The sequence below is a fragment of the Sphingorhabdus sp. genome, from assembly GCF_041737645.1.
GTDB lineage: Bacteria > Pseudomonadota > Alphaproteobacteria > Sphingomonadales > Sphingomonadaceae > Sphingorhabdus_B.
The window spans coordinates 1-1,978 of the sequence record NZ_JBGSRI010000040.1; the positions used below are offsets into that span (position 1 = coordinate 1).

Consider the following 1,978-nt stretch of genomic DNA (forward strand, 5'->3'; position numbering starts at 1 on the left):
ATCCTCTTCTCGCACTGCGGCAGGATCGAGCGCATGGTTGGTGGCCATATGGAACAGCGCTGCGCCGAGACCGGGATAGGGCGGCAGGGTTTCCCCGCTCAGCACCTTGTCCAACTCGACGGGGTCGCCGAGCGTGCAATAGGTGAATTTGCCGCCAAGACCTTCGGTGCGCTCCGCCACCGTCTTTTCGCCGATGACAATCAATTCGGCATCTTTCACTTCCTTCTTAATGCGGTCGTATTCGTGGCTGTGCAGGTTTTCGATCGCTTCGACTTTGTGAACAAGATCTCCGCCATTGCTGAGCGCGCGCCAGTTCAACCGCTCCCGTAGAAGTTCGGTCTTCTGCGTACCCTTGAAATCGTAGCCGTTGATGACGCGCCGGACACGCTCCGCCGTCAGGCGATCAGCATAATCTTCCACTTCCACGAGTATGAAGCGCCGGTTGCCGCCGTCGCGTTCATTCGTTGCCAAGGTCGCATGGGCAGTAGATGCTGAACCGGCGAAGCTATCGAGGACCAAAGAGTTTTGATGCGTGGCAACTTCTAAGACACGACCAATCAGGCTAGTCGGCTTGGGCGTTATTGTTGCGTCCCGCGATTCTATGTCCGGCAGAATTTGGAGAAGTTCCTTTCTCGCGAGGTCTGTATGCCCGGCAAATTCCCAATCCCACAGCGTGCCGGGCACTATTTTTCCGCCATCTTTTAAAAGATGGCGATAACGCTTGAAGGCTGGCGTACTGGATTTACCGTCGGCTCCCCACCACACCAGCCTTCTGGCTTCGTTTTCAGCATGCGCTTCCGCGCCATACCCCCAAACTCGCGTTCGGTTGGGCCAACATTCCTCGCCCGTGTTTGGATTTGTAATTGGATAGTATAGGTTCGGCCGCTCGTCGGAATTCTTATTGCAGGTGTAGTCGCTTACCCGAAATATGCCGTTCTCGTCCTTAAATCTGTACGCGGCATCTTTGCCTTCGGTCCGCTCCAGCTTGTTGCGGACCCACTCGGATTTTGAGTAAACTAGCAAGTGATCATGCATCGGCGCGATGCCCGTATGATCAGCAGAGACAGTATATTTCTTTTGCCAGATAATATTGGCATCAAATCCGGCCTCGCCGAAAATCTCATCGAGCATCAACTTCGCGCGTTGCGCTTCGTTGTCATCCAATGTGATCCACAGGCTACCATTCTCTGCGAGAAGCTCGTAGAGCAGCCGCAGTCGTGGCCACATCATAGCGCACCATTTGTCATGGCGCAGACCGTCCTCGATGCCGATGGGGTTTGACTCCAGCCACTCCCGGATCATTGGCGCGTTGACGTTATCGTTGTAAGCCCAGCCTTCGTTGCCGGTGTTGTACGGAGGGTCGATAAAGATGCAGTCTACCTTGCCCGCATAGAGGGGCAGCAGCGCCTTCAAGGCGTGAAGGTTGTCACCATGGACAATCATGTTGCCGTCAAAGGCAACAGGGCCGATGCCTTTGTCTTCATGGGGCACGAGCGGGCGGAAGGGCACCGCCAGGTGGTGGTTGTAGACAAACTCTTTGCCCTTGAAACTCAGCTCCGTCATTCTTGCCCCTTCTTACTACCGTCTCTTATTGCGCGTGATCACAGCAGCTCAGGCTGCGGATCATGCGGTTTTCCTGTGTACCGTTCGACCTTGATCTCCCCTTCCCGTTTGCGGGCTTGGGCAATGTCGTAGCTGTTCTGCATCCGCATCAGCGTCTCCATTGAGACGCCAAAGGCTTTTTCGATCCGGATTGCCATTTCCGGCGACAAATGCGCGCGTTCGTTCAAAAGCGCCGACAATGCGGGGCGCGTGATACCCAGCACTTCCGCCGCACCTGTCACCGACAGACCAAGCGGCTTCAAGACCTCATGCTTTACGAAAACGCCAGGATGGGCGGGTTCCTTCAGCCGATTTTCATGGTCGTCGCTCATCGCGCACCTCCCCATAGCCGTCATCCTACAGAGCAAGTTGTGCA

The 1,978-nt window shown here is 55.5% G+C and carries 2 protein-coding genes; both read right to left on the reverse strand.

Annotation, left to right across the window (positions count from 1 at the left end):
* Positions 1-1,563, reverse strand: a 1,563-nt coding sequence (locus ACEW72_RS06660; protein WP_373475601.1) for a site-specific DNA-methyltransferase, incomplete at its 3' end; no start/stop codon positions are given.
* Positions 1,564-1,601: 38 nt separating this feature from the next.
* Positions 1,602-1,934, reverse strand: coding sequence for a HigA family addiction module antitoxin (locus ACEW72_RS06665; protein ID WP_373475602.1), 333 nt, complete (start codon positions 1,932-1,934; stop codon positions 1,602-1,604).
* Between the last annotated feature and the right edge of the window lie 44 nt (positions 1,935-1,978).